27 protein-coding genes are annotated in these 26109 nt (G+C 62.2%); 10 read left to right on the top strand and 17 right to left on the bottom strand.

What is annotated here, in order from left to right:
- Positions 1-28 precede the first annotated feature (28 nt).
- Both QCE58_RS32460 and QCE58_RS32455 read left to right on the top strand, forming a co-directional pair.
- Entirely contained in the window at positions 29-715 is a 687-nt protein-coding gene (locus tag QCE58_RS32460) for a transporter substrate-binding domain-containing protein (protein WP_309781036.1), read from the top strand.
- Positions 716-770: 55 nt separating this feature from the next.
- Entirely contained in the window at positions 771-2150 is a 1380-nt protein-coding gene (locus QCE58_RS32455; RefSeq protein WP_309781034.1) for an MFS transporter, read from the top strand.
- Here QCE58_RS32455 and QCE58_RS32450 read toward each other — a convergent pair.
- Positions 2147-3154, bottom strand: a complete 1008-nt coding sequence (locus QCE58_RS32450; protein ID WP_309781031.1) for a LysR family transcriptional regulator — start codon at positions 3152-3154, stop codon at positions 2147-2149. The genes QCE58_RS32455 and QCE58_RS32450 overlap by 4 nt on opposite strands.
- Before the next feature lie 513 nt (positions 3155-3667).
- Here QCE58_RS32450 and QCE58_RS32445 point away from each other — a divergent pair.
- Positions 3668-4264 carry a LysR family transcriptional regulator gene (locus QCE58_RS32445; protein WP_309781029.1) on the top strand — a complete coding sequence of 199 codons (597 nt, stop codon included), beginning with the start codon at positions 3668-3670 and terminating at the stop codon, positions 4262-4264.
- 58 nt (positions 4265-4322) lie between these two features.
- Here the strand turns inward: QCE58_RS32445 and QCE58_RS32440 are convergent, their stop codons facing one another.
- The 16 genes from QCE58_RS32440 to QCE58_RS32365 all read right to left on the bottom strand — a co-directional run bounded on the left by QCE58_RS32440 (position 4323) and on the right by QCE58_RS32365 (position 19492).
- Complete coding sequence (locus tag QCE58_RS32440) at positions 4323-4811, bottom strand: MFS transporter (RefSeq protein WP_309781028.1); 489 nt, start codon at positions 4809-4811, stop codon at positions 4323-4325.
- The gene (locus QCE58_RS32435) at positions 4808-5695 is read right to left on the bottom strand and encodes an MFS transporter (protein WP_309781026.1); all 888 of its coding nucleotides are present in this window, start codon (positions 5693-5695) and stop codon (positions 4808-4810) included. Before QCE58_RS32435 ends, QCE58_RS32440 begins: the two co-directional genes overlap by 4 nt.
- A gap of 111 nt (positions 5696-5806) precedes the next feature.
- Positions 5807-6016, bottom strand: a complete 210-nt coding sequence (locus tag QCE58_RS32430; RefSeq protein WP_309781024.1) for a hypothetical protein — start codon at positions 6014-6016, stop codon at positions 5807-5809.
- Between the two features lie 93 nt (positions 6017-6109).
- The gene (locus QCE58_RS32425) at positions 6110-7135 is read right to left on the bottom strand and encodes a zinc-binding dehydrogenase (RefSeq protein WP_309781022.1); all 1026 of its coding nucleotides are present in this window, start codon (positions 7133-7135) and stop codon (positions 6110-6112) included.
- Entirely contained in the window at positions 7125-7322 is a 198-nt protein-coding gene (locus QCE58_RS32420) for a hypothetical protein (protein ID WP_309781020.1), read from the bottom strand. Before QCE58_RS32420 ends, QCE58_RS32425 begins: the two co-directional genes overlap by 11 nt.
- Positions 7319-8326, bottom strand: coding sequence for a hypothetical protein (locus QCE58_RS32415; protein ID WP_309781018.1), 1008 nt, complete (start codon positions 8324-8326; stop codon positions 7319-7321). Before QCE58_RS32415 ends, QCE58_RS32420 begins: the two co-directional genes overlap by 4 nt.
- A gap of 19 nt (positions 8327-8345) precedes the next feature.
- Positions 8346-9500, bottom strand: a complete 1155-nt coding sequence (locus QCE58_RS32410; protein WP_250518716.1) for a mandelate racemase/muconate lactonizing enzyme family protein — start codon at positions 9498-9500, stop codon at positions 8346-8348.
- Positions 9501-9532: 32 nt separating this feature from the next.
- A complete protein-coding gene (locus QCE58_RS32405) occupies positions 9533-10210 on the bottom strand; it encodes an RraA family protein (RefSeq protein ID WP_309781016.1) in 678 nt (225 codons plus the stop codon).
- 22 nt (positions 10211-10232) lie between these two features.
- Entirely contained in the window at positions 10233-11204 is a 972-nt protein-coding gene (locus tag QCE58_RS32400; RefSeq protein WP_309781049.1) for a C-terminal binding protein, read from the bottom strand.
- 47 nt (positions 11205-11251) lie between these two features.
- Positions 11252-12355, bottom strand: coding sequence for a glycerol dehydrogenase (locus QCE58_RS32395; RefSeq protein ID WP_309781014.1), 1104 nt, complete (start codon positions 12353-12355; stop codon positions 11252-11254).
- Between the two features lie 14 nt (positions 12356-12369).
- Positions 12370-13122 (bottom strand): SDR family oxidoreductase, encoded by a 753-nt coding sequence (locus QCE58_RS32390; protein ID WP_309781011.1) that lies wholly within the window; start codon positions 13120-13122, stop codon positions 12370-12372.
- A 63-nt stretch (positions 13123-13185) separates the two neighbouring features.
- Positions 13186-14877, bottom strand: a complete 1692-nt coding sequence (locus QCE58_RS32385; protein WP_309781009.1) for a GMC family oxidoreductase N-terminal domain-containing protein — start codon at positions 14875-14877, stop codon at positions 13186-13188.
- A gap of 48 nt (positions 14878-14925) precedes the next feature.
- Positions 14926-15921, bottom strand: a complete 996-nt coding sequence (locus tag QCE58_RS32380; RefSeq protein WP_309781008.1) for an ABC transporter permease — start codon at positions 15919-15921, stop codon at positions 14926-14928.
- 17 nt (positions 15922-15938) lie between these two features.
- Positions 15939-16877: an ABC transporter permease gene (locus QCE58_RS32375; protein ID WP_309781006.1), complete on the bottom strand. Its 939-nt coding sequence runs from the start codon at positions 16875-16877 to the stop codon at positions 15939-15941.
- Positions 16874-18397 (bottom strand): sugar ABC transporter ATP-binding protein, encoded by a 1524-nt coding sequence (locus QCE58_RS32370; protein ID WP_309781005.1) that lies wholly within the window; start codon positions 18395-18397, stop codon positions 16874-16876. Before QCE58_RS32370 ends, QCE58_RS32375 begins: the two co-directional genes overlap by 4 nt.
- 18 nt (positions 18398-18415) lie before the next feature.
- Positions 18416-19492: an ABC transporter substrate-binding protein gene (locus QCE58_RS32365; RefSeq protein ID WP_309781002.1), complete on the bottom strand. Its 1077-nt coding sequence runs from the start codon at positions 19490-19492 to the stop codon at positions 18416-18418.
- A gap of 153 nt (positions 19493-19645) precedes the next feature.
- Here QCE58_RS32365 and QCE58_RS32360 point away from each other — a divergent pair, with 153 nt between their 5' ends.
- The 7 genes from QCE58_RS32360 (at position 19646) to QCE58_RS32330 (ending at position 26089) form a co-directional block, all read left to right on the top strand.
- The gene (locus QCE58_RS32360) at positions 19646-20335 is read left to right on the top strand and encodes a GntR family transcriptional regulator (protein WP_309781000.1); all 690 of its coding nucleotides are present in this window, start codon (positions 19646-19648) and stop codon (positions 20333-20335) included.
- Positions 20336-20376: 41 nt separating this feature from the next.
- A complete protein-coding gene (locus QCE58_RS32355) occupies positions 20377-21456 on the top strand; it encodes a lactonase family protein (protein ID WP_309780999.1) in 1080 nt (359 codons plus the stop codon).
- Positions 21457-21469: 13 nt separating this feature from the next.
- Positions 21470-22381, top strand: a complete 912-nt coding sequence (locus QCE58_RS32350) for an NAD(P)-dependent oxidoreductase (RefSeq protein WP_309780998.1) — start codon at positions 21470-21472, stop codon at positions 22379-22381.
- 15 nt (positions 22382-22396) lie between these two features.
- Positions 22397-23620, top strand: coding sequence for an alpha-hydroxy acid oxidase (locus QCE58_RS32345; protein WP_309780997.1), 1224 nt, complete (start codon positions 22397-22399; stop codon positions 23618-23620).
- Between the two features lie 51 nt (positions 23621-23671).
- A complete protein-coding gene (locus QCE58_RS32340) occupies positions 23672-24199 on the top strand; it encodes a 2,4'-dihydroxyacetophenone dioxygenase family protein (protein ID WP_244797755.1) in 528 nt (175 codons plus the stop codon).
- A gap of 103 nt (positions 24200-24302) precedes the next feature.
- Entirely contained in the window at positions 24303-25031 is a 729-nt protein-coding gene (locus tag QCE58_RS32335; RefSeq protein ID WP_309780994.1) for an SDR family oxidoreductase, read from the top strand.
- A gap of 71 nt (positions 25032-25102) precedes the next feature.
- A complete protein-coding gene (locus QCE58_RS32330; protein ID WP_309780993.1) occupies positions 25103-26089 on the top strand; it encodes a 2-dehydro-3-deoxygalactonokinase in 987 nt (328 codons plus the stop codon).
- Positions 26090-26109 lie beyond the last annotated feature (20 nt).

The following is a 26109-nucleotide window of genomic DNA, read 5'->3' as shown; positions in this document are numbered from 1 at the left end:
AGGGCAGTCGACGCTCGCAACGAATGCAGTGCTGCGCGTGTCCGTTAATGTCGGTAACGCACTGCTGGCGCATCGCAACGATGCCTCCGGTGCGCCGGAGGGCGTGTCGGTCGATATAGCGCGTGAGTTGGCGGCGCGACTCGATGCGGAAGCTCAGTGGGTCGTGTGTGAGAAGGCGGCGCAATCCGTCGAGGCGGTGACAAGCGGCGATGCGGACATCGGTTTCTTCGCCGTGGACCCGGCGCGCGCGGAGTATATCGCGTTCTCCGAACCGTATCTGCTCATCGAAGGCGCTTATCTCGTCAGAGAAGCCTCGTCCATCATGTACGCCGAAGACGTGGATCGCGCGGATCACACGGTCGTCGTCAGCGTCGGCAGTGCATACGATCTTTATCTGACGCGGGCATTACACCATGCCCGACTCGATCGGACGGCCGGTCCTCATGATGTCGTCGAGACCTTCTTGAAGAATGGTCGGGACGTTGCCGCAGGCATCCGCCCGTTGCTTCAGAACGCGTGCCGCGACAAGACGGGGCTTCGCATGATCGACGGACACTTCATGGTGATCGAGCAGGCAGTCGGTGTGTCGCAGCGTGACGGAGCGCACAGGCTCGACTGTATTGCGGAACATCTGAACGAAATGAAGCAAAACGGATTCATCGCCGATGCGTTGAAGCGGCATGGCATTGAAGGCGCCGCAGTGGCGCGCTCATGAACAAACACGATGATAGAAGATTAGGAAAACGGACCTAGTAATACAGGAGACAAGCATGCAGAACAGTGTGCACGACAACGGCGCCGCCATACAACAACCAAAGAAGGCGGCCGCAAGTGGCTGGATCGGTTCCACGCTCGAATACTACGACTTCTTCATCTTTGCGACGGCGGCGTCGCTGATATTTCCCAAGCTCTTCTTTCCTTCATGGAACCCGGCGATCGCCATCATCGGTTCGCTTGCGGCTTATGGCGTCGGTTATGTCGCGCGACCCATCGGCGCTATCGTACTAGGGCATATAGGCGATACCTTCGGCCGCCGTAGCGTACTGGTGCTCTGCATGCTTTTCATGGGCTTGTCGACGGTAGGCGTCGGCCTGCTGCCGACCTATAACCAAGTCGGAATCCTCGCGCCGATCCTGATGGTGTCGCTGCGTCTAGTGCAGGGTTTCGCGGTCGCAGGAGAGATCTCGGGATCGAGTTCGCTTTCGTTGGAGCATGCACCGTTCGGCGAGCGCGGCTTCTTCGCCAGCTTCACGACACAAGGCGTGCAGGCGGGACAGATTCTTGCGGCTGCCGTCTTCTTGCCGCTGGAAGCATTCATGTCGAAAGAGAGCTTCCTCGAATGGGGCTGGCGCGTACCGTTCTGGTTGAGCGCGCTCATCATTGCAATGGCCTGGTACATTCGACGGGAAGTAGGTGAGGCACCGGCCTTCGCCAATGAAGCACGGCGTGGCAAGACGCCCAAGGCACCCGTCGTCGAAGCCGTGCGCACAAGCTGGCCGGACCTGCTGCGGGTGATCTGCATGGCGGCGATGAACGTCATTCCGGCCGTCACGACTATTTTCGGTGCCGCGTACGCCGTTCAGCCGGCCTACGGTATCGGCTTCTCACCTAGCCTCTACCTTTGGATATCGCTACTTGGCAATGCGACCGCGGTACTCGTGATTCCATTCGTCGGCCGCTTGTCCGACAAAGTGGGTCGCCGTCCCCCGGTTATTGTCGGATCGATCGTGTGCGGGTTGCTCTCGTTCGCGTATCTCTATGCCATCAGCATTAAAAGCATGCCGCTCGTCGTTTTTCTCGCCATTATGATGTGGGGTGTCGCCTATCAAGGTTTTAACGCTGTCTTTCCGAGCTTTTTCCCTGAGTTGTTTCCGACACGCATCAGAGTGTCGGCGATGGCGATCTCGCAGAATGTCGGCACCGCTGCGGCCGCGCTGTTGCCCGCGCTTTTCGCGATGGTGGCGCCGCCGGGTACGCGGGGCATCCCGATCATCGTCGGCGGCATTGCGTTAGCCGTCTCGTCAGTGGCTGCGCTCGCAGCGTACACGGCACGCGAGACGTATCGGGTCGCGCTCGAAGACCTTGGCGACAAACACGCGGTTCCTGCTGCGAGCGAAAGAGAACCGATGCCCGAAGCGGTCAGGCTTTAATCTTGAGGCTTCGTGGTCACGGCGGTGTCGTTACGCTTAGTCACTTGAGGGGGGCGCTTTTGCCGCGATGTTTTCTGAGCCGCCGCGCGTGTCCCTTGCCAGTTGCCTTCGTCGAGCACTTCCGCGACCACTTTTCGTATCAATGCATTGATGGTCCACAGGTCACCCGCCAAGATCGTCGTGCGGCCGTTGACGAGCGCGATGCAGCGCTCGGAAAGCGTGCCTTCCAGCGGATATGCGGAAACACGTCCGCTTGCAACATGCTCTTGCGCTGCGGCGAGTGGAAGGACGGTGCATCCACAGTGCTGCGCGACCAGATCGAGGTTGATTGCAATCGAACTGTCGCTTTGCAGCACGATGCGCGGTTTGGATCCGCTGTGCGCCAGCATCTCTTCGACGAGCACGCGGATTCCGTGTGTCGTACTCGGAAGCAAAAAGGGAATGTCCGCAAAAGCATGCGTGCGTAGCGTCTTTTGGTCGACCGGAAAGCCGGGGGGTGTAATCAGGCATAGCCGTTCGAAAAGCAGCGGCTCATAGGTGAGACTTCCCGGATACGCAGGCAGATAAATGATGGCGATATCGATGCTGCCCGCCTGAAGATCGACCATGATCTTGTTCGCCTTGGCTTCGGTGAAGTGAAGCTGGCTTTCGGGAAAGCGTGCCGAGAGTGCGTGGAACAGGCGCCCGAACAAGTTCTTTGCAATAGTCGGCTGGGCGGCAAGATGCACGCGCGTGGGACCTAATTTATGCGCATGTTCGACTGAACCGCGCGCCGCCTCCATAAGCGTTCTGACTTGCCGCGCGTAATCCAGCAAATTGACGCCTTGCGGCGCAAGGGTGAGTCCCCGTCCGCTCCGATTGAACAGACGGGTCTTCAGCGAGTTTTCGAGTTGTGCAATTCGTCGGCTTACAGTAGACGCGTCACAACCAGCTGAAATCGCGGCCGCTGCGATGCTACCTGCATCCGCGACGAGACAAAAAAAGGCGAGGTCGTCGGAATTCATGAGTCGTCGATCTCGATATGTCGGGGCGAAAGGACCGTACAAAGAATGCCGAACCTTCCGGCTTGAATTCTTCGTTTACCACGGGACGCATACGGCTGACAAATAGAGCATACCCTGTGAGCCTCCGTGCGTCGTGGAGAGTTGGAGAGGTACGCGTCACTAATTGGCACCGTCTTCGTGCCCAGAGTTCGTCCGCTTGGGGCAGTGGCTATCGTGGCCAGCGTGCTTGGTCACTTCACGAAGTTGTGCCGCAGGTGTAGCGGCAACTGGAAGAAGAGACGGCAAACGTGATGGATATGAATCTTCTGGACAACGCTTTTGCTCATGCGGCAGGCGTTGGCCCTCCAGAGCTTGTCGACCGATTCGGTCCCTAGCGATCTTGAAAAATTCGTTGGTTCAGGCAACTTATCGGCTTCATCGATGCGCTTCGGTTTGCCGCTACCTTCAAAGTTGCGGCGCTGAGAGCGATTAGAATCGCCGAATGAACTCAGACGATCTCGAATTGTCGCTCGTGTGTCGCGCGCCGGCAGCATCTCCCGCGCCGCGCTCGACTCGGGTACTGATCGGTCTACGGTGAGCCGCCGTATCGCGACACTCGAGGCCGACCTCGGCGTGCGTCTCTTTCGCCGCAGCGGACGCGGCGTGGCTCTGACCGATCGCGGCGAGCAATTGCTTGCCTACGCGCTCGACATGCGGCGCATGCTCGAAGAAGCGGGGCGTACGCTGCGCGGCACGGCGCTCGGGCCCGCGCGCTTAAGCATCGCGGCGCAAGTGACCATTGCGCGGATCATGTTCGGTGCGCTTGCGCAGGCGTTGAAAGCACAGTTTCCATCGACAAAAGTGCGGATCGTCGAAGGGCTCGCGAGTCAGTTGCTCGTCGCGCTGAAGGACGGCGAAGTGGATGTCGCCTTGCTGTATGTGCCGAAGCATCGCGGCCCGCTTCAATACGATTCCTTGTTGACCGAAAACGTCTGCCTCGTCACGCCGAACGATTATCCCGTCGATGGCACGAGCGTCGATGTGCGCGAACTGGGGCATTGTGCCGCTTATTCTGCCGAGTACGCATCACGGCTTGCGGCTGCTGGTGGAAACACTGGCGACGAAGCATAGCTTTACGCTGGATCTCGCGCTGGAATGCGATGGAGATAGTTATCCGCCTCTTAAGCCATCAGGCGACCGATTCGTGCCCGGCATCCACATGAGCCGGATCCAGCGCTTCTCGTTGGATAATCGGGTGTCGCACGAAAAAATGATAGGCGATTGCGCCAAGCACCGAGACTACCGCCGACGACAGGAAGACGAAGGTGAATGAATGCGTGGCATCGACGATCATGCCAGCAACCAGCGGCGACAGCGTCGCGCCCAGAAATCCGCCGAAGTTCTGCACCGCGCCTGCCGACGCGACGGTTGAATACGTCGTGACTTCGGCGGGCAGCGACCATGCATGCGCCACCACGGCGCCGTTGAATCCCAGCGCGAATGCCATCAGGATGACCGCGACAGGCAGGCCCGCTGACTGGCCGAACACCGCGTTGAGCGGCAGCAGTGCGAGGACGATGGCCTGTAGCAGCAGCGCAGCAACAATGGTCACCTTCTTCGCCTTGAGTGTCGTCCATCCCGAACGTTCGGCCAGTTTGCCGGACACGATGCCGCTCACGATATCGCCGATGATCGCGCCACCCACGGCACGCTGGCCGCAAGACCCAACGAAGAAAACTTGACACCGAACTGCTCGATGATAAACATGGGAATGAAGACCAGGAAGATCTGATACACCCAAAGATTGCAGAAGAAGCCCGCCATCATTCCCCACATGCTCTGGCGCTTGAACATGGCGGTCCAGGGCACGCGCACCGTGTTGTTGGCGGCGGCAGCGCGAACGTCGCCGTCCTGTGCGATATAGGCACGTTCTTCCTTGCTCAAACGCGTGTTTCGATCGACGTCTCGATAGCAGAGCAAAAACACGACGGCTACCACGACGCCGGCCACGCCCGCCGCCATATACATCGTGCGCCAGCCGAACTCGGCGACGACGAAGACGAGCGCGAAGGTCAGAAACGCCGGGCCGACCTTCAGCGCCGCATCCCAACTGGCGTTGGCGATGCCTTGCTCCTTTTTCGGAAACCATTGTGTGACGATCTTGTTCGTCGAGGGCAGCGAGGGCGATTCGGCCGCGCCCAGCCATGCGCGCGCGAAGAGAAACGCGCCGAACGAATGCGCGGCGCCCATTGCCGCGGTCGCGGCGCTCCATACCACGACGGATGCGCCCAGCAATTTGCGCGGACCGAAGCGATCGACGAACCATCCGGACGGCAACTGTCCGAATGCATAAAAGAGTGAGAACGCGCTGCCCAGCAAGCCGATGTCGGTCGCCGTGAAGCCGAGTTCATGCTGCATGGCGGGTGCCGCGATCGACAACGTCAGGCGGTCGATGTTGTTGACGAGCGCGATCAGACAGAGAAGGGCGAGGACCATCCATCGCTGTCGTCCGGCGGGCCTGGGCATCGGCGCAACGCCCGAATCTTTTTTCTTGTGCAGCATGAACACGTCTCCTGTGAGTTGTCGACCGGATTGCCGAACGCCGTGACACGCCGCATCGCATGCGGTATGCGGCGGCACGGATCGACTGATGAGTTGATTGAAACGGCGGCTTCAGATCCGACCGGCCGAATCGAGCCGTTCTTCGAGCGAACGCTTGATGCGCATGATGTTCGATATCCCGAACGACAGTTGATCGATCGGTTGTTGCTGCGCAACGAGATAGTCCGATGCAATCCGATAGGCCATCGCGCGTTCGCGGAGCAGCGCATCGAGCGCGGCGACAAGCGTCGATATCTCGCCCGACGTCACTTCGACTTGCAAGGATGGTTCTTCGACGGCTACTGTGGCCGCTGCATTCAGGACGGCGGATGCCGCGTGTCTTTTGGAGCTTCGCATATCGCTTCGATTCCGGCGCTAAAGACCGACCGCATGACGGAACGATGAGACCGCGACGACCGACTTGCCGGACACCGAGCGATGACGCAATGCATCGAGTCGTTTGGGAAGCGCGTCGAAGCTCGCGGTCAATAGCGGCTCGCTTTTTATCCGCCCGTCGGCGATGAGTTGCAGAATGCGGTTGCCTGCATCGACGAGGCGCGTCCAGTCCGCATCGCTGCCATGCTGATGCATCGCGCCCAGCGCGACTTCATGCAGCGACATGGTGCGGCCGAAAGGCGGGCTCGGCCATCCTTCGACGCGCCCCTGAATACCGATGAGATGCCCGTTCGCGGCGAGCGCGGGCGACAGGCGCGCAGCGTGCGTGGCATCGACGGCATCGACAATGGCGAAGAAACGGCTCGCCTGCGTTTGCGGCCACTCGCTGTCCGCATCAAGCGGCCCTTCGAAACATTCGCGCGCGCCGAGCGCGCGCAGACGATCCCAATGCCGCGGATGACACATCACGCTGACTTCGAAGCCCTGCATTGCGGCGAGTTGCACCGCGTAAAGCCCGACCGCACCGCCCGCGCCGCTGATCAGAATGCGCGGTTCCCGCCGCGGCGGCAACTTGTCGAGCGCGAGCCACGCGGTCAGCGCCGGGCACGGTACGCTCGCGGCGGTGTCGAAATCGACTGCGGAGGGAATCGTCAGCAGCGCGCGCGCATCGACCGGCGTGTACTCAGCGAAGCTGCCCGGCGACGCCAGACTTGTGTGATAGGCGACGCGCTCACCGAGCCACTCGTGCGGTACACAGGAACCGATGGCGACGACTTCGCCCGTGCCGTCGACGCCCGGCACCTTGCCCGGCTGCCAGTCGACAAGATCGCCGCCGAGCACCTTCCAGTCCACCGGATTCAGGCCGATGACGGCATTGCGCACAAGCACCTGTCCGCTCTGCAGCGGTGCGGCGGCCACCGTTTGCAGCGCAAGGGCGAGCGGATCGGCGTGGCCGGTCCACGTCCACGCCTGCCAGGTCCGGGGCATCGAAACTTCATCTTGCATTCGCAGCATCCTTGTAGTGGCGAGGTGAACCGCTCGCGGCGTCGTCCGTATGAATACGATTGAAAACGACGCCCGCGAAGCCATCGGCGAACAACGCGGCAAACACGTCTTCCGATGACGATGCCGGCGGCCGATCGCCCGGCCCGGTCGATGTCCATTCAACGCGGTATTCGATGGCCCAGTTCATGTGCGTTCCGAAGGTTCGCCTTCAAATGCCGCAGCCGACAGGCGGTACCGGATTGTGCGCGGCTCGCCAGCCTTGAACGTGGTTCCAGTACGACCGGCCAGCGGATGATCCTGCGGCGGTGTCACGACCCGCCCCAGATCGAAGAAGCCGTTCACCGGCTCGACGCCGAGCGCGAAATTTTGCCCCGACCACGGCGCATAGTCGCGGCCGCCGTTGCTGATCCATAGCACGGCGTCGGGGAAATCGCGCGTATCCCAGTCGAGCCGGACATCCGCGCGGTCCGCCGGATAGCGGAGCACGAACGGCGGCCGGCACGCTTCGAGCTGAAGGAGTTCTTCCGTGATCTGCGGCAGCGGAAGGCGCGTCGCATCGAACGATCCGTCCGTTGTCTCGAGCATCCGCAACGATTCGAATGTCCGGTTGGTCACGATGCGCGAATAAGCCGGTTCGATCGGCACCGGATAGGTATGCACCGCAGCATACGGACACGCCACGATCTCCACGCCTTCTTGCGGCACCTTGAAAGTGGGATGCAGCGCGAAGGGCAGCGTGATGTCGCGGCGCACGCGCACGGTCAGCGAAACCGTGAGCATCGGTTCGTCGGGACTCGCTTCGATGACGCGATCAAGACTTTCGACCGGGTCGTCGGCCGGATAGTCGATGTGCAGCGCGATCCTGTGCGGCGTTTGCTCGATACGGCGCCACAGGTGATTTGAGCTGAAGCCGTGACGCCATTCGTCGTGTGCCGTGCGCGCATCGAAGCCTTGCGGCAGACCGGGCGGAACATCGATGGTGCCGAACGGCAGGCAGGGCCATTCGCCCCGCAGGGCGCGCATCAGTCCGGGCCAGGCAGGGTCATCGCCCCACGGCGCGACGTGCAGCGGCGAGACGCTGCGGCCCGCGCCCAGGTCGAAGCGCACGGGCGCGAGCATGCCGCCCATCGATTGCACGGTGGCCTCGCCGTGCGCCCAGCTCATGGTCCAGCGTTCGTTGTCTTGCGTCATAAGGTCCTGGATGATTGCGTCACGCGCCAATTCGAATTGCCGTTTTATCGAAGAATGCCTGATCCAGTTCGAAGCCGAGCCCCGGCGCGCCCGGCACATCGAGCCATCCGTCCTGCTGTTCGAGCGGCTGTCTGACGAGCGCCGTCCGATACGGATGCGACGAGGTGTCATATTCGAACAGCGGTTGATCGGCATACAGCGAGTAGTGCGTGTCGGGCGTGGCGGCGATCATGTGTATCGACGCATACTGACCGATCGCCGTACCCCATACGTGCGGATTGACCTTCACGCCGTTGACCTGTGCGAGCGTGTTGATATGCCTGAGCGCCGTGAAGCCGCCCGCGAGACAAATGTCGGGCTGAGCGATATCGACCGCGCCGGCCTTGAACAGATCGTGGAAGCCATACATCGAGAATTCGGCCTCGCCGCCGGCGACGGGTGTATCGATCGCATCGCGCACGCGCCGATAACCGGCAAGATCCTCGGGCACGACCGGCTCCTCGATCCAGCGCAATTTGAAATCGGCCAACGCGCGGGCGAGGCGGATCGCTTCGTTCGCGCCGTAGGCGTGGTTCACGTCGATCATCAGGCGGGTTTTCGGATCGAGCGCGTCGCGGATCGCCTGCATCACGGCGATGTCGTCCTCGATGCCGAAGCCGAGCTTGACCTTCATCATCGAGAAGCCGGCGGCCTGATGACGCTGCGCTTCAAGCGCCATTTCAGCGGCTTGGCCTTGACCCGTCGGGCGAAAAAAACCGGTCGCATAGCACTGCACGCGCTGGCGGAATGCGCCGCCGAGCAGTTGCCACACGGGCCGGTTCGCCACCTTGCCGCAGATATCCCACAGCGCGATATCGACGCCGCTGATCGCGCCGAGCACCACGCCCTTGCGGCCGAAGTCGCGCGTGCGCAGATACATCGTGTTCCACAGCACTTCGGTGTCGAGCGGGTTCTGCCCGAGCAGCAGCGGCTTGAGCGCGCTGTCGATCACCGTGGCGGCGATCTCCGGTGGCTGCAAACCGACGCTGAAGGTCTCGCCCCACCCCTCGATACCGTCCGTGGTGCGCACGCGCACCACGGTCGTCGAGCGGCCCGTGACCCATCCCTGCGAGTAGGCGAACGGCTTGTCCAGCGCCGTCTTGAGCACGAAGGTATCTACGCTTTCGATCTTCAACTGTCGTCTCCTGACGTTTTCGACGGCGCGCTTCAGATGCGGCCGAATTTATCGAGCAGATCCTGGAAGGTCTTGCCTTCGAGGACCATGGCACGCATGCGCTCTTCGTTGTCGGCTATTGTCTTTGCGCGTTGGTAGACGGCGGCGAGATCGGCTTGAGGCACGACCGCGACACCGATTTCGTCGGCGACGACCAGATCGCCCGGGTTCACGATCACGCCGCCGCAGGAAATCGGCACGTTGATGCTGATCGGCTCGCGCCGTCCGCTGATGGCGGTGTGCGCCTGGCGCGGCCCCGCGACCTTGGCCGATACAGGGAAATCGAGAAACTTCGCCTCGTCAGTGTCGCGGCAACTTCCGTCGATGATCGCGCCGACCACGCCCGCGTTGCGCGCGAGGCCGGTCATCAAGCCGCCCCAGATCGATGTTTCGGTTTCGCCGAATGCGTCGATGACGATCACGTCGCCCGGCTTCGCCACGGTGAACACGTCGAGACAATCGACGATATCGCCCGCCGTCAGTTGCACGGTCAGCGCGGTGCCGATGATCTTGCGGTCCGCGCCTTTGGGCTTGATGTCGTGGCGCATGGTGCCGTTGCGCTGCAGCGCGTCCGACACCACGCAGGACAGCGACATGACTTCCGACATCGCGACAAAGCGGGCGACGAGTTCGCTGTCGACTTCGGGACGGGGCTTGATGACGGTGCTCACGAGTGAGATTCCTCAAATTGGATTAGTAACCGGAGACGACCGGATTGAGCGGCTTTTCGCCGAGCAGGACGGCACGCACGTTTTCGGCGGCCACGCGGCGCGCTTCGTGCAAGGCGTCCTGCGAGATGTACGCCGCATGCGGCGTGATGATGCAGTTTTCGAGGGCGAACAGCGGGTTGTCGCCAGGCGACCAGTCGGCCTGCTTGGCCGGTTCTTCCTCCGTGTCGTCGAGCGCCGCCGCCGCGATATGACCCCTGACGAGCGCGTCGTACAGGGCGCGGTTGTCGACCACCTTGCCACGCGAACAGTTGACGACCAGTGCGCCGGGCTTCATCGCGGCGAGCGCTTTCGCATCGATCAGATGATGCGTTTGTGGCGTGTAAGGACACATCACGTCGATCAGATCGGCTTGCGGAAGCATGTCCTCCAATGTGACCTTGCGCACGCCATGCGATGCCATCAGGCTTGCGCTCACATACGGGTCGTAGGCGACGACATCGAAGCCGAACGGATTCAACTTGCGCGCCATGTTCTGCGCGATGCGTCCGAAGCCGACCAGACCGAACACGCTGCCGCGCATGCGTGGAATCGGCCGGTTCCAGGTGTTCCAGTGCCACGCGCCACGCCGCGTGGACGCCGCATATGTCGGGATGGAACGGAAGATCGCCAGAGCCATGCTGATCGAGTGGTCCGCGACTTCCTCGATGCAGTAGTCCGGCACGTTGGTGACGACAATGCCCGCTTCGCGCGCGGCATCAACATCGAGAATGTCCACGCCGATGCCATAGCGCGCGATGACCTTGCAGTTCTTCAGCGCGCGGATGGTGCTGGCGGGAATCTTGGCATATTGCTGCATCAGCGCGTCGGCGTCGCGTGCGAGTTCCGCGAGGCCCTCTCCCGTGCGCGACTGCAACCCGATTACCTGCGCACCGATGGGTTCGAGAATCTCGCATTCGATGGAAAGATCGGGATAGTCGTAATCCGTCACATACACTTTGAACAAGATCGTTCCTTTTATGGGTTGTTATGCGATGCGTTGCATCAGTCGATGTTTCGCTCGGCGTACCGGTCCATCGCGATCAGCGCGGCGACCACGTTCGCCGGCGTCACTGGATAGGGTTCGTTGTGAATGATCTCGCCGGCTCGGCATGCCCGTTCAGCGACGGTCGTCAACGCGTCGATATCTCCGGCGTCCACGCCGATTTCGCGCAGGCGATACGGCAAGTCGACAGCGAGGCAAAAGCGGAACACGCGAAGACGTTCTTCGTCCGGCACGGCAGACAAAAACAGCGATGCGAGCGTGCCGATTGCCACCTTTTCGCCGTGAAGGAAGTCATGCGAGGACGGAAGCTCCGCCAGTCCGTGATGGATCGCGTGCGCGGCCGCCACGCCCGCCGACTCGAACCCGATGCCTGACAGCAGCACGGTGGCTTCGAGCGTGGCATCGAAATCCGGCGTGACGATGTTCGCGCGGCAGTCATCCACCGCTTGCGGCGCGTGTTCGAACAATGCGTCGCGGCAGAGCTTCGCCGCCTGAAGCGCCAGCGACGTGCCGCGTCCGCCGCAAAGATTCGCGGCATGCGCGCGGGCGCACGCCTGTGCTTCGTACCAGGTGGATAACGCGTCGCCAATTCCCGCTATGAAGAAGCGCACCGGCGCGTTCACGATGATCTGCGAGTCGACCAGAACGAGGTCGGGATTGCGCCGCACGAAGCGGTCGCGTACCACGCGGCCCTCGTCGTCGTAGATGACGGAGAGCGCGGAGCAGGGCGCATCGGATGCCGCGATGGTCGGCACGCAGACGAACGGCAAGCGCAGATCGTCGGCGGCGGCGCGACCGACATCGACGACCTTGCCACCGCCGAAAGACAGGACCATCTGCGCGCCAGTATCGCGGATCCACGCGGTCACGTCTTCGACAGCGCGCTCGGTGCACGATGCCTGCACGCATCGCGCATGGATACTGACTCGCTGCGCACGTGCCGTCACGCCTTCGAGCAGCGCGGACACATTGGCATCGACCAAACACGCGGCCGATGAACCGTATCGCGCGAGTTCGTCATCGAGCGTGCTCAAAGCGCCCGCGCCCTGCACGTAGCGCGATGGGAACACGCTCGTGCGCAGCATGACGGAGGACGAGTTCATTCGAGCGTTCCTCTTCAACCGACGACGTAACCGCCGTCCACCGCAATGGTCGCGCCGGTGATATAGCGCGCGGCGGGCGTCGACAGAAAGATGGCGGCGCCCACAAGATCGTCTGGTTCACCCCAGCGCTTGAGCGCAGTGCGCTCTGCGATCTTCGTCGCGGCCGCGTCCTCGCTCCACAGCGCGTGTGTCATCGCCGTGCGGTGATAACCCGGCGCGATGGCATTGACACGCACGCCATCGCGACCATGGCGATGCGCCAATGCGCGCGTCAACCCGAGAACGCCGCTCTTGCTCGCGCAATAGGCGGGCACCTCTGCATCGGCGAGATAACTGAGCATGGAAGCAATGTTGATGATCGTGCCTTGCGAGCGCATGAGAAGCGGAATCGCCGCGCTCGACAAGCGCATGGCGCTGATCAGGTTGATGTCCATCACGTGCAGAAACGTCGCGTCGTCGTATTCCTGACCGGGCCGCGAAATGCCTTGCGAATTTACGAGAATGTCGAGGTGCTCGAAGCGCTGCACGAACGACCCGATCGCTTCGGGGTTCGTCACATCAAGATGATCGAAAGCGATGTCTTCCGTCGCCTCGGTACGCTTGAGTTGCGCGATCTTGTCTATGGAACTGCCCGTCGCTATGACGCGCGCACCGAGTCCCGCGAGTCCCTTCGCTATTTCGAGACCAATCCCACTGGTGCCGCCCGACACGAGCGCGGTTTTCCCAGCCAGAATATCCAGCGCGAAGCAAGAAATGATGTCATTCATATGGCGTCTTCCGATTAGTCATCCTTACGTTGATCCACGCGCGAACTCAGATCGACGCATTCGTCAGAGTGACTGCGTCAGCGCGGGATCGGTGGATTCGATGTCGCGCGTCCGCCCTTCTGCGGGCAAAGCCTCACCCATCATCATCGACACGCCGCGATCAGCGACGGCGTAGGTTGTCGCAACGGTATTGCCGCTGACGATGGTGGGCCACGCCGAGGTATCGAACACCCGCAGGCCCTCGATGCCGCGCACCGTCATGTCCGTGCGCAGGACGGCCATCGGATCGGTGTCGGCGCCCATGCGCGCCGTGCCCGCCGGGTGATAGACCGTTTTGACGGTGCGGCGGCAATGTTCCGCGAGCGCCTCGTCCGATGCCGCAGAGGCATCCCATAACGCGCGTTCGTCCGGCAGCACGATCCGTTCAACCATCTTTTCGAGCGGTCCAGCGCGCATGATGCGGGCCGCGCGGCGCATGCCCGCGATGGACAGTCGAAGGTCATCGGAATGATGCAGATAGTTGGGATAGACGATTGGCGTCGCCGCCGGATCGGCCGTTTGCAGCGACACGCGGCCACGACTTTTCGGGCGCATCACGCAACTGTTCAGGGTGAAGCCGTACGTGGCGCGTGTCGACGTGACATCGGGGTCGAGATATACGGTCGGCAGACAAAACACCTGAATGGACGGCGCGCCGAAAGCGTCGTCGGGATTGAAGAACGCACCGGCTTCGACCGCGTTGGATGCGACCGGGCCGTTGTGGAACGCGAGATATTGCAGCCCGTTGCGTATCTGGTTCCAGCCGCGATCCTGATTGAAGTAGCCGTGTCTTCCTTTGCAGAACGCGACGACGGGCACCTCATGATGATCCTGCAAATTCTCGCCGACGCCGGGAAGATCGGCCTTCACCGGGATATCCAAACGCGCCAGTTCGCCCGCCGCGCCGACGCCCGACAACATCAGCAGTTTGGGCGTCACGAGCGCGCCCGCGGTCAGAATCACCTGTCCGCCGAGAATCTGCTCGCGCTGCGATCCGCTTTGCACTTCGATGCCGCGCGCCACGTTACCTTCGATCAAAATGCGCGTGACCGTGGTATCCGTGCGGATCTCCAGACGCGGATCGTTCATGACGGGTGTGAGGAATGCGTCGACGCCGCTGCATCGGCGGCCGCGATACGTCGTCGTCTGATAGAAGCCCGCGCCCGTTTGCGTGCCGCTGTTGAAATCGGGGTTGAAGGGCAGGCCGGTCTGCTGCGCCGCCAGCACGAAGGCGCGCGATACGTCGCTTAAGTTCGCGCCGTCGGATACCTTCAGCGGACCGTCGACGCCGTGCTCCGCGTTGTTGAACGTGGAGTTGCCTTCGAGCCGGATGAAGTGCGGCAGCAGACGACGGTAATGCAAAGACGCGTCGCCGGTGATGGACACCCAATCGTCGTAGTCGCGCGCCTGGCCGCGAATGTAGACCATCGCGTTGACGGAACTGCCGCCACCGAGCACCTTACCCTGCGGAATCGAAGGCTGGCGGCGGTTCAGATGCGCATGTTCCGCGCTGCGATGAAACGTCATGTAGTCGCGATTCGTCAGCAGCTTAACGAAGCCCGCGGGCATGTGGATGAGCGGGTTGCGGTCGCGCGCGCCCGCTTCGACGAGCAGAACCCGCGCGCCATGATCGCGCACCAGACGGCCGGCGGTCAGACAACCCGCCGCGCCCGCGCCAATCACGATGAAATCGTAGTGTGTCGTTGCTTTCGCCATTTCTCGAAACCTGGAACCTTGAAAAGCGATGTGATCCGTCGCAAGTAATCAGCGGCGCGTGCGCCGCGCCATGCCCGCAAGAATGGCCGCGCCCGCGATCGCCAGACCCTGCACGATCAGCTTGCCAGACTCGCCCGCGCCGTAGGCGTTGAGCACGTTGAAGAGCAGCGTGAGCGCGAAGGCGGCCGCGCACGGTCCGATCAAGCCGCCGCGTCCGCCGCCGAAGGTAATGCCGCCAAGGATCACGCCTGCGATCGAGTTCATCACCACGTCGGTGCCCACGCTGGTCGTGCTTACGCCGACATAGCCCGACAGCAGCAGACCGCCCGCCGCGGCGAGCAGACCCGCAGCGACATGCGAGGCGATAAACACGCCCTCGACCGGCAAGCCCGACAGCGTGGCCGCGACCGGATTGCTGCCAACGGCCTTGAGCAGACGGCCGAACACCATGAAGCGCAACGGGATGGCGAGGAGCAGCAGCACGCCCGCCCAGATCACGGTTGCGATCGGCACCATGCCGAGCTTCGCGCTGCCGAGCACTTGCACCGGGTCCGGCACCGAGCCGGGACTGCTGCCGGAGCTCAGGAACAGCACGGTCCCCGTCAAAATGGACGCCATCGCCAGCGTGGCGATCACGGCGGATGCGCGAAACTGTGTAATGAGCACGCCGTTGACCAGGCCGATCAGCGCGCCCGTCGCGAGCGCGCCGAGAATCAGCATCGGCGCGGACATCTCATTGAGGGGCGCGGTGGTGATCAGATAGTTTGTCATCACGAACACACCGCCCACGGACAGGTCGATGGAACGGCATCGCATCACGATCATCTGTGCCGCAACGGCCAGGCCGAGCGGCGCGGCCTGACGCGCGATGACCATCTGAAACGGCAATTGCAACAGCACCGGGCGAAAGAACACGCAGAACAGCAACAGCGCGGCGAGCACAAAGATCGACGGCGGGACCGCGACGAAAAATTTGCGGAAGTCGAAGCGCGGCGCGGCGCGCATCGAAAGCTTTCCGGCTTCGGAAGCAGGTTGGACGGGCATGGCGTTAGTTTCCAGACTTAGATTCCGATTTCTTTGCGGCGACGCAGGCAGACCGCGAATAGCAGCAGTGCGCCGTTGACCACCGACATTAGGAAGGGACTGATCTGCAGTTTATTCTTGGCTTTGCCTAATATACTCAACAGCAACGCACCGAACGCCGTGCCGAGCGGCCCGCCGATCCCGCCGCTCAGTTGCGTGCCGCCGAGCGCGACGGCGGCCACCGAGTCGAGTCCGTACGATGCGCCGACCCACGGATCGCCCGAGGAAATGCGTCCGGCGAGGAAGATGCCGGCGACGGCCGCGAATAGTGCGCAAATTACATAGGAGGCGATGGTGGTGCGCATGACGGAGACGCCCGCAAGCGCCGCGTTGTCCGCGCCGCCGCCGACCGCGTAGACATGGAGGCCAAGCCGCGAGCGATGCAGCAGCGACCATGCAAACCAAATTGCCAGCGCGACCCACAAAAGCGCGATTGGTACGCCCATCACGGAGTTGCCGACGGCTGCGGGAATCATCGGCCAGACACTGCCGCCGGGCGACGGCTGCACGAGAAGCACGATGCCTTGCAGCACAGTTCCGGTGGACAAGGTCATGATGATCGGATGCACGCGAAAGCGCGTCACGCCGACACCGTTCACGATACCGACGAGCGCGGCGCTCAGGATGGTGAGCGCGATCCCGAGCGCGGGCGAGTTGGTAGTGGCGAGAATGCACGTGGACAGGCTCATCACGACACCGACCGACAGGTCGAGACCGCCGGTGAGGATCGGCAAGGTCTGTCCGAGCGCGACGACCATCAGCGGTGTGGCCTGCACGATGAGGTTGCCGAGGTTCTGCGGCGTCCGGAAGCTCGCGAACGAGACCGCCAGCGCCACGATCGCGAACACCAGCAGCGCGCCGGACACGTATTGCCCGCCGGTGCGGTCGGCCCGGAGAGAAGTGAGGCGCTGAATCATGCTGTGGCTCCTGCAAGCGTTTCGGTACGGGCGACGGCCGCCTGAAGAATGTCCTCTTCCGTGGCGTCCTTCCCGTCGATTTCCTTGACGATCCGATGGTCGCTGACAACGAGAATGCGGTCGGCCAGGCCGATCACTTCGGGCAACTCGCGCGACGTGAAGATCACTGCGCCGCCGCGCTCGCAAAAAGTGCGCAACGCGTTGTAGATCTCGACCTTGGCGCCCACATCGACGCCGCGCGTCGGCTCTTCGATCAGCAGCACATCGGCGTCGATAGCGATCCAGCGCCCGAGCATCACCTTTTGCTGATTGCCGCCCGACAGGCTGACGACTGCTTGAGCCGGGCTGGCCGCGCGTATCCGCAGTTCGTCGGAGAGCCGCTTGACGAGCGCCGCGAGCGGCCGCGCGATGGCCCACGGCTGCTTGCGTTGATGCACGCCGAGCGTCAGGTTTTCGCGAATTGGCAAGTCGAGATAGAGGCCTTCGCCCTTGCGGTCTTCTGGCATGAAGGCGAGGCCGTTCGACAGTGCGAGGCGCACGCCCGCACGCGGTCGGAAGGAGATCGACGCACCCGAACGGCGCTGCAATTGCAGCTTGCCGGTGCAGCCTTTCGCCACGCCCGCGAGCGAGCGCACGATTTCGCGTTGTCCCTGACCCTCGAGTCCGCCGAGCGCGAGGATCTCGCCGCGTCTCACATCGAAGTCGACGCCGGTGCGGCCCGGCGCGGTGCTCAGCGCGCTTACCTTCAGCGCCGCGCCGTTGTGATAATCCGCGCGCGGCGGATAGAGGTGCTCCACATCGCGCCCGACCATCAGTGACAGCAGACGGTCGGGGTTCAGATCGGCGGTGGCGTATGAGCCGACCAGCTTGCCGTCCTTGAGGACCGTCGCGGTATCGCACAGGTCGAAAATTTCCCGCATCCGATGCGATATGTAGAAGATGCACTTGCCCTGATCACGCAGTTTGAGGAGCAGCGACTCGATGCGCTCCACATCTTTCGTGTTCAGCGCGGCGGTCGGCTCGTCGAAGATGAAAATGTCCGCACTGACGGCCAGACCCTTCGCGATCTCGACAGACTGCTGCTCGGCCACGGTGAGCGAACTCACCAGCCGGCGCGGATCGATTTTCAGGCCGAGATAGCCGAGTGCCGCGCGCGCTTCTTCCTCCATGCGCCTGCGGTCTACGCCATACAGTCCGCGCTTCGGCTCGCGGCCGAGGAACATCGTCTCGGCCACGGTGAGATTGCCGACAAGCGAGAACTCCTGAAATACGGTCGAAATGCCTGCGTTGAGCGCGTCGAGCGGAGACGAGAACCGCACCGGCCTGCCGCGCACCGTGACTTGACCTTCGTTCGGCGCGACCACGCCGGCGATGATCTTCATCAACGTGGATTTGCCCGCGCCGTTTTCACCGGTGACGGCGTGAATCGAACCGGCCTTCCCCGTGATGCCGACATCCACGAGCGAAGGCACGCCGTCATACAATTTCGTGATGTGACTTGCAGCGACTAACGTTTCCATGACGCGTGTCTCCGCCGCTTACTTCGAACCGTAGTATTTCTTCAGATCGGCTTCGGGCAACGAACTGGGCGCCCAGTAGTTGTCGTTGAGATCGGGCCGGAAGAACTTGTCGAAATTGGCCTTGGTGATCGGGTCGGGGCGCAGTACGTATCGCTTGTGCAGCGACTCGCCATTGAGTAACGCCACCGCCGCGCGAATGCCGGCCGCGCCTTGTTCGGACGGAAACACAGCCGCCATTGCATTTGCGCCGCTGTTTTTCCAGGCGCGCATGAAGCCGTTGTTCCCTTCGCCGGTGATGGGCGGAACGGGCTTACCGAATTCCTTGAACACTTCGATACAGGCGCGGCTCATATCGCCGCCCGAAGACCAGATACCGTCCGGATTCGGGTTGGAGAGCATGAGCGACTCGCACACCTGCTTTCCCTTGTTGTAGGACCAGTCGCCGTATTGCTCGGATGCGATCTTGATATTCGACCCCGCGAGTGCCTTGCGCAGCCCGTCGTAGCGCATGGTGTCGGCCGCGATGCCGGCCTGGCCGCGAAGCACCCAGATATTGCCCTTGCCGTGCAGCGTATCGACCAGCCACTTGCCGCCTACCTGCCCGAAGTAGAGCGATTCGCCCTGAATCTCAGTGGTGTAGGCGTCCGTATCGACTTCGGTCGAGTGCACAATCACGGGAATACCCGCCGCGACCGCCTTCTTGATGACCGGTGTGAGCGCGGTGTATGACACCGGTGCGATGATAATCGCATCGACCTTCTGCGCGATCATGTCTTCGATATCTGCGATCTGCTTGGCGGGCTTGGAGTTGGCGTCGGCGAAAACGACCTTGGCGATTTCCTTGTGCTTGGCCGCTTCCGCGTCAGTTTCATGCACCATCTGCGTCATCCAGGTGTTGCCGAAACCCCAGATGCTGAAGCCGATTTTCCAGGGCGCCGCCTTCTTATACTGATTCGGCGCAGTCATCGGATTAGTGCCTTCGCGCACGATGGCGCCCGGCATCAGAACCGGCTGTGCAGCCTGACTTGCCACGCCAGTCAGGGACAGCACGGCTGCGACGATGGCGCGCAAGAAGAAGGCGTTGGGTTGCTTCATGTTTCGTTGTCTCCGGGGTTGTACTGCGTTTTTGCGTTGACCTCGCGGTTGCTTGGCAGCGCTCGTTGTGTAGTGTAATATTTCACATGTTAGATGTTGATGTCAACAACATCTGCGACGGACCGTCGCAAATGAATGAGAGGAGCAGTGCAAATGAGCCGCGGTTTTACACCGATTCAGCACACCCATCTGACCGATCAGGTGTACGACGCCGTGCGGGCGCGCATCCTGAGTCGCGCGATCAAGATCGACGAGCAGATCAACGTGGATGAGGTTGCGCTCGAGTTGCAGGTCAGCCGCACACCGGTGGTGGACGCCATCAAGCGACTGGCGTCGGATGGTCTCGTCGAGGTCAGGGCACGGCGGGGCACCTTTGTCAAAGGCATCACCGAACAAGATGCGGTCGAGATCTTCCAGGTTCGTGAAGCGCTCGAGCTCTATTCGGCGCGGTTCGTCATTCACAGCCCCGAGAATCCGCAGGTCACCAAACGCATGCGGGCGTTAATCGACGAAATGAGCGGATTCATGTCCGACAGCGAGTTCAAGGACTACCTGGCGTTTTCGCTCGCCGACAGCGCGTTCCACAACACGCTGATCGATGCGTGCAACAACCAGCGTATGAAGATCACTTACGAGAATCTGAACATCTACATGCACATCATGCGCAGCCACTACTACCGGCCACTGGTGCCGCCGAAGCGCGTGCACACGGAACATCTCGCGATCCTTAAGGCGGTCGCGTCAAGGGATGAAGCGGCGGCGGAACGCGCAATCAGCCAGCACCTCGCGTCGACGCGCGAGAAGATGATCAACAACATTCGCAATAGCGGCGGCGTGCTGTAAGTCGGGCGCGCCGGATCGAACTAATCAAGGAGACAAGACAGATGAAAGAGCCGGGCAAGGAAGCGTTGCTCGTCGTCGGTACTTATACGTTGCCGATGCCGCATGTGAACGGCGAAGGTAAGGGAATCTACGTACTCGGCTTCGATACCGCCACCGGGAAGCTGCGCGATCGCTCGGTTGAGGCGGCAGTCAATCCTTCGTATGTCGGGTTGTCCGCGGACCGCAAGCGTCTTTATGCCGTGCGCGAAGTGGATTCGAAAGACGGGCCGGGCATCGGCGTTTATGAACTCGATCCGGAAAACGGCGCGCTCGAACTTTTGCACGACCTTGCGACGCCTGGCGGCTGGCCGTGTCACGTGTCGGTCGATAGCGATCTCTCCATGTTGCTCGTCTCGAACTATGCGACCGGGGAAGTGCTCGCCTATGCCCTGGATGCGAACGGCGTTCCTTCCGGCGAGCCGCACGTGCTGACGCGCGAAGGCCGTGGCCCGAACACCGCACGTCAGGACGGCCCGCATGCGCATTGCGCGCTCGTCAGCCCCGACAAACGCCATCTGTATCTCTCGGATCTCGGCGTTGACAGCGTGGTGCGGCATCGGCTGAAAGCGAACGGGGAGCCGGAGCCGACGCCCGATCTCATGCTACACGCCGCTCCCGGCGCGGGTCCGCGTCATCTCACCTTCACGCGCTCGGGCACGCACATGCTCGTGAACTACGAGTTGAGTTCGACGGTTCGCATGTACGCACTCGGCGATCACGACGCGCAACCGGTGAGCGAAGTTTCGACATTGCCGGAGTCGTTCGATCAGGAAAGCGCGACAGGCGGCATGCGTTTGCATCCGTCGGGGAAGTTTGTGTATGTCGGCAATCGAGGACACGACTCCGTCTTCGCCGCGCGCATCGACGAAGCGCAGGGCACGCTCGAGCCGATCGGAACGTGGGCGGTCGGCGGCAGGACGCCGCGCGATATCCGCGTGTCGTCGGACGGGCGTTTTCTGCTTGCCGCTACGCAGGACGACGGCTTCATCCGCGTGTTCTCGATCGACGAGCAAACCGGCGCGCTGACCGACACGGGGCATACGCACGCGATTCCCTCGGCAGTCTGCATGGAATTCATCTAAGGAGAATGGCAGCATGAATCAACCTATTCCTCGCTGTGTGATGGTGACCGGCGCCGGCGGCAATCTGGGCCAGAAGGTCGTTGAGGCGCTGACCCGCGCCGAATGGTGCGAGCAGGTCATCGGTATCGACCGCAGCGGCGATTATTCGAAGTTCTCCGAAGTCGCCCGCAGGCGCCTTCGTCTGGTTCAGGGCGATCTGACTCAACGCGCCGGCGAATGGACGCGCGCCATGGACGAAGTCGATGCCGTGATTCATTTCGCCGCGCTCAATCCCGTGCCGGATTCGTCATGGCTCGATTCGATGGCGTCCTACGACATGACTTCGAATCTGTTGATGGAATGCGTCCGCGCTGGCGTGGGGCGCTTCGTGTTCGCATCGTCCAATCACACGGTGGGTGCCTACAAGGACATGCCGCTCGCCGCGAAGATGGGGCCGGGGCTGCTGACCACGGACATCGCCACCGCGCCGGGAACGAAATGGCACGACGGCAAACGCGAACTGTATTCGCTCGCCTACGGCACGGCCAAGGTGATGGGCGAAAAGCTCTGCGCGTCCGTGGCGGAACTCGCAGGCGGCAAACTGAGCACCGTGTCCGTGCGAGTGGGCTGGGCGCTCACCGGCGAGAACAACGCGCGCGACATCACGCACTCGGGCTCGCCCGCATCGACGTCCGACACGACCGTGCTAGACGATGAAGCCCGCCGCACCTTGCGATGGTTCCGCAACATGTGGCTGTCAAATCGTGATCTCGACCAGTTGTTCATTCGCTCGGTGCTCGCGTCCAGCGACGCATGGCCTTCGCAGTCGATCGTCGTCAACGGTGTTTCGAACAACAAGGACATGGACTGGGATCTGAGCGGCGCGATCGAGTATCTCGGCTATCGGCCCGAAGACGACGTCTACGCTCACGTCGAAAGGGCGTAGCGAGGTCACGCGCCCATGACCATCTCCAACATTGAAGACCTGCGGCGCGAAGCGCGGCGCAAGTTGCCTCGGATGTTCTTCGACTACATCGACGGCGGCGCGTTTTCCGAGCGTACGCTGGCGCGCAATACAGAAGACTTCGACCGGTGCACGCTCGAGCAGCGCGTGCTCGTCGATCTCTCGACGCGCGATCTGTCGACCGAATTCCTCGGCGCGCGCTATTCGATGCCCGCCATGCTCGCGCCGGTCGGATTCGCCGGATCGTTCTGGCCCGACGGCGAAGTGCAGGCCGCGCACGCCGCGCGCGACGCGAAGATTCCGATGTGCCTCTCCACCTTCTCCATCAATTCGATCGAGGAAGTGGGCGCCGCGATGCCGAGCGGCTTGTCCATGCAGCTCTACGTCTTTAAGGACCGCGAACTTGCATCCGAAATCATGCAGCGCGCGCGGCAGGTCGGCGTGACGACGCTCTTTCTCACGGCGGACACGAACGTGTCGTCCGTACGCGAGCGCGACACGCGTAATGGTTTTCGTACGTCGTCGTCGCTAAAGCTCGGCACAATCGTCGACCTGATGTCGCGGCCCGCGTGGTGTGTGCGCATGGGTCTGCATGGCCGCCTATTGCTCGGCAACGTCAAGGGTAAGGCCGGCGTGCCCGCCAATCTGATGGCGCAGGCCGCGTATCTGTCCGCGAACGTCGATGCGAGCATGAGCTGGTCCGACCTCGCCTGGTTACGCCGCGAATGGCCCGGCAAGCTTGTCGTCAAGGGCGTGTTGTCGGTGCAGGACGCCGGCCGCGCGCTCGACGGCGGGGCGGACGGCGTTTGCGTATCGAATCACGGTGGACGTCAGCTCGACGGCGCACGTTCGTCCATCTCCATGTTGCCCGAGATTGCCCGCTTCGTCGCGGGCCGCGCCGAGGTGCTGCTCGATAGCGGAATACGGCGTGGCAGTCACATCGTAAAAGCCATTGGACTGGGCGCGGATGCAGTCCTGCTGGGCCGCGCGTATGCCTACGGACTGGGTGCATCGGGACGCAAGGGCGTGCGCCAGGCGATCGAGCTGCTGCGCACGGAGACCGATCTGACCTTGGCCCTGATGGGCATGTGTTCTATCGACGAGCTTCGCGCGAACCGCGGCGCCGTGCAGCATCGCTTCACGCCAGGACCGGGCGAGCTTGCGCCCGATGTCGGGCATCTGCTCGACGGCATTGCACGTGAGGTGCAGGCATCGCACTGATGTTAAGCACTTCGCTACAAGACATTCCCCATAAACTGCAAGGAGTTAGTGATGGCTGAGATCGTCGAAAAGTATTCACCCATGACGCCGTATCAACTTCCTTTCCCGAAGGAAGCGCAGAAGGAAGTAGTGGTGCCGTTCGCCATTCCGCAGGACGAGCGTGTGTGGGTTCCGCAAGCGGAGAACGTGTCGTTCCGTCCGCTTTGCCTGAACGCGTCGCAGGGTTACTGGATGAACCTGTTGCGCGTGCGCAAGTCAGGCGTGCTCAGCCGGCATCGTCATCCGCAGGGCGTGCATGGCATGGTGCTCAAGGGCCGCTGGAAATATCTCGAACACGAATGGACCGCCACGGAAGGCAGCTACGTGTACGAGCCGCCGGGCGAAACGCACACGCTCTACGTGCCCGAAGACGTCGAGGAAATGATCACGTATTTCCAGGTCAACGGCGTGATGTTCTACTGCGATCCGTATGGCAACTACACCGGGTACGAAGACGTGTTCACGAAGATCGACATGTGCCGCAAGCACTATGCATCGGTCGGGCTGGGCGAAGATTACGTCGATCAGTTCATCCGTTAAGCAAGCGCTCACTCTGACGTTTCGAGACGCGTCCGTCTTGTAGTACAACGAACCTGATGGTTATTGCAATCAAATGAACAGCTTCACAACATCCGGAACACATATGACGTTCAAAGAGAATATTCTCGATGGCAAGGTAGCCCTCGTGACGGGCGGCCGGTCGGGAATCGGGGCGGCGATCGCCAACCGTCTTGCGCAACTCGGTGCGCGTGTCATCGCGGCCGGCTTGGCCCAGCCTGAAGGCGCCACCGATACGCTCGATGCAGCCGTCGAACAGGTATCGCTCGATGTCTGTTCTACTGAAGATGTCACCGCAGTTATCGGCCGATTCGAACGCCTAGATATGCTCGTCAATTGCGCGGGCGTGATCCGGCGTGGCGACGAGCACGAGGTCGACGTGTTCGAAAAGGTGCTGGATATTAACCTCAACGGCACGATGCGCGCATGCGCGGCCGCGCGCGCGTTGCTGAAGAAATCGTCTGGATGCATCGTGAATACGGCGTCGATGCTCAGCTTTTTCGGTGGCGGCCTGGTGCCGGCGTACAGCGCCAGCAAGGGTGGCGTCGCGCAGCTGACCAAGTCGCTCGCGATCGCTTATGCGGCCGACGGCATCCGCGTGAACGCGATCGCGCCGGGATGGATCGCCACGCCGCTGACGCAGGCGCTACAGAACGACGATGCCCGCTCGCAGGCTATTCTCGGCCGCACGCCGCTCGCGCGATGGGGCACGCCCGAAGAGGTCGCGCAGGTCGCGGTGTTTCTGTGCACGCCGGCGGCGTCGTTCATGACGGCATCGATCGTACCGGTGGATGGCGGCTACCTCGTGGCCTGATATCGCTGAGACGGGCTCGCGCTGCGAAGCCCGCGCGATGAATAGCAAAGCACCTGTTCTTGGACTTTCGAATGCACATTGAATCCCACGGCTCCCCCGCGCTCATCGGTCTCGACTGGGGCACCTCGTCATTGCGCGCCTATCTGTTCGACGCGGTGGGCGGCGTCATGGATACGCGCCAGTCCACGAACGGCATCATGCGTTTGCCGAAGCCGAAAGAGGCGGGCGGATTCGACGAAGCGTTCGAAGCCATCTGCGGCGACTGGCTGACCGCGCGCGAAGTGCCGGTCATCGCGGCAGGCATGATCGGCAGCGCGCAAGGCTGGGCCGAAGCGCCTTACGTGACCGCACCCGCGAATTGCGCGCCATTGAGCGGCGGACTCAAGACGGTGAAGTCGTCGCGCGGCGTGGCGGTTCATATCGTGCCGGGAATCATCGAGCGGAGCAGGCTTCCGAACGTGATGCGCGGCGAAGAAACGCAGATTTTCGGTGCGCTCGTTGCGCATCCGGAATTCGCCGATGGCGGCAGGACCTTGATCGGCCTTCCTGGTACGCACGCGAAATGGGCGTTCGTCGTCGATGGAAGCATCGAACGCTTCCTTACATTCATGACAGGCGAAGTGTTCGGGGTTTTGCGCGATTACACCATCCTCGGACGCACGATGCATCCGCGTCCGGGCACCGACGAGGCCGCGTTCCTACGCGGCGTCGATACCGCCAGGAACTGCGGCGACGCAGGCATGCTCGCGACGATCTTCAGCTCACGCACGCTCGGCTTAACCGGCGACTTGCGGGCCGAGCAACAGGCGGACTATCTGTCGGGGCTGCTCATCGCGCATGAACTGCTTGGATTGTCGAGTCACCTTGCGAGCGAACACAGCACGCTTGCCGACTGGACGCTCGGATTGATCGGCGAGCGTGCGCTGTGCCGCCGATACGAACTGGCGCTCGAACGCCTCGGCTGTACCGATGTTTGCGTGCTTCAAGGCACGACGGAACACGGGCTCTTTCACATCGCTCACGATGCGGGTCTGCTGTCGACCTCGCGTGCCGGTTAAGTCAGGATGAACACAGCGAA

Origin of the sequence: Caballeronia sp. LZ028, assembly GCF_031451415.1 — a bacterium.
In the GTDB taxonomy this organism is placed as follows: domain Bacteria; phylum Pseudomonadota; class Gammaproteobacteria; order Burkholderiales; family Burkholderiaceae; genus Caballeronia; species Caballeronia zhejiangensis.
The sequence above is the reverse complement of the archived record's forward strand: the minus strand, read 5'-3'. Positions and strand labels throughout refer to the sequence as shown.

Excerpts from the sequence above, each read along its gene's own strand:
- QCE58_RS32330 (WP_309780993.1), top strand. The coding sequence starts at position 25,103 with ATGCACATTGAATCCCACGGCTCCCCCGCGCTCATCGGTCTCGACTGG.
- QCE58_RS32370 (WP_309781005.1), bottom strand. The coding sequence starts at position 18,397 with ATGGAAACGTTAGTCGCTGCAAGTCACATCACGAAATTGTATGACGGC.
- QCE58_RS32455 (WP_309781034.1), top strand. The coding sequence starts at position 771 with ATGCAGAACAGTGTGCACGACAACGGCGCCGCCATACAACAACCAAAG.
- QCE58_RS32385 (WP_309781009.1), bottom strand. The coding sequence starts at position 14,877 with ATGGCGAAAGCAACGACACACTACGATTTCATCGTGATTGGCGCGGGC.
- QCE58_RS32435 (WP_309781026.1), bottom strand. The coding sequence starts at position 5,695 with ATGCTGCACAAGAAAAAAGATTCGGGCGTTGCGCCGATGCCCAGGCCC.
- QCE58_RS32340 (WP_244797755.1), top strand. The coding sequence starts at position 23,672 with ATGGCTGAGATCGTCGAAAAGTATTCACCCATGACGCCGTATCAACTT.
- QCE58_RS32380 (WP_309781008.1), bottom strand. The coding sequence starts at position 15,921 with ATGCCCGTCCAACCTGCTTCCGAAGCCGGAAAGCTTTCGATGCGCGCC.
- QCE58_RS32335 (WP_309780994.1), top strand. The coding sequence starts at position 24,303 with ATGACGTTCAAAGAGAATATTCTCGATGGCAAGGTAGCCCTCGTGACG.
- QCE58_RS32365 (WP_309781002.1), bottom strand. The coding sequence starts at position 19,492 with ATGAAGCAACCCAACGCCTTCTTCTTGCGCGCCATCGTCGCAGCCGTG.
- QCE58_RS32420 (WP_309781020.1), bottom strand. The coding sequence starts at position 7,322 with ATGAACTGGGCCATCGAATACCGCGTTGAATGGACATCGACCGGGCCG.
- QCE58_RS32395 (WP_309781014.1), bottom strand. The coding sequence starts at position 12,355 with ATGAACTCGTCCTCCGTCATGCTGCGCACGAGCGTGTTCCCATCGCGC.
- QCE58_RS32355 (WP_309780999.1), top strand. The coding sequence starts at position 20,377 with ATGAAAGAGCCGGGCAAGGAAGCGTTGCTCGTCGTCGGTACTTATACG.
- QCE58_RS32415 (WP_309781018.1), bottom strand. The coding sequence starts at position 8,326 with ATGACGCAAGACAACGAACGCTGGACCATGAGCTGGGCGCACGGCGAG.
- QCE58_RS32450 (WP_309781031.1), bottom strand. The coding sequence starts at position 3,154 with ATGAATTCCGACGACCTCGCCTTTTTTTGTCTCGTCGCGGATGCAGGT.
- QCE58_RS32425 (WP_309781022.1), bottom strand. The coding sequence starts at position 7,135 with ATGCAAGATGAAGTTTCGATGCCCCGGACCTGGCAGGCGTGGACGTGG.
- QCE58_RS32350 (WP_309780998.1), top strand. The coding sequence starts at position 21,470 with ATGAATCAACCTATTCCTCGCTGTGTGATGGTGACCGGCGCCGGCGGC.
- QCE58_RS32345 (WP_309780997.1), top strand. The coding sequence starts at position 22,397 with ATGACCATCTCCAACATTGAAGACCTGCGGCGCGAAGCGCGGCGCAAG.
- QCE58_RS32360 (WP_309781000.1), top strand. The coding sequence starts at position 19,646 with ATGAGCCGCGGTTTTACACCGATTCAGCACACCCATCTGACCGATCAG.
- QCE58_RS32390 (WP_309781011.1), bottom strand. The coding sequence starts at position 13,122 with ATGAATGACATCATTTCTTGCTTCGCGCTGGATATTCTGGCTGGGAAA.
- QCE58_RS32375 (WP_309781006.1), bottom strand. The coding sequence starts at position 16,877 with ATGATTCAGCGCCTCACTTCTCTCCGGGCCGACCGCACCGGCGGGCAA.